Source organism: Holdemanella sp. DFI.5.55, assembly GCF_020593575.1.
GTDB classification, from domain to species: domain Bacteria; phylum Bacillota_I; class Bacilli_A; order Erysipelotrichales; family Erysipelotrichaceae; genus Holdemanella; species Holdemanella hominis.
Map to the genome: position 1 here is coordinate 1 of NZ_JAJDMK010000197.1, position 512 is coordinate 512.

Annotated in this window: 1 protein-coding gene; it reads right to left on the minus strand. The window is 30.5% G+C overall.

The genetic code is table 11. From position 1 onward, the window contains the following. The coding region (locus tag LJE08_RS13780) for a transposase family protein (RefSeq protein ID WP_217293701.1) at positions 1-354 on the minus strand (354 nt) is incomplete at its 3' end. Positions 355-512 lie beyond the last annotated feature (158 nt).

Here is a 512-nt window from a genome sequence, read left to right on the forward strand (position 1 = left end):
CTCATTAAGTACGTTTATAATAGTGAGTTTACTTATTGAATGTTCGGTAGCCACAAAAGGATTTGGTTCATAAAAAGTCCTTCCACAGTCTTTACATACAAATCTTCTAGCATGATAGAGAAGCACACAATTACGCTGATTATATGCAGAATGTTTGATTTTTCGAACTTTATATTCTTTTATGTTGCATGAATACGAACCGCAGTTTGGACATGAAGTTTCTCTTCTTTTGAGAGTAAAATCATGATACAAAATACCATCTTTTGAATAGCTTGAAAAATCTTCCAAGTCTTTTAGTTCAATGTTTAGAATATCTGTTATAATTTCATCAGTGATAAAAATCACTCCTTCCATGAAAATCATTAGGCCAAATATGATTCTACTATGGAAGGTTTTTTTGTTTTTAAGGAAATATAAAAAAATGGGACGAACACGACCCTACGATATTTTATAGAATTTTTTTACTACTTATAAAACGACCCTATAAAAATTTAAGGACTATGTTCGACCCT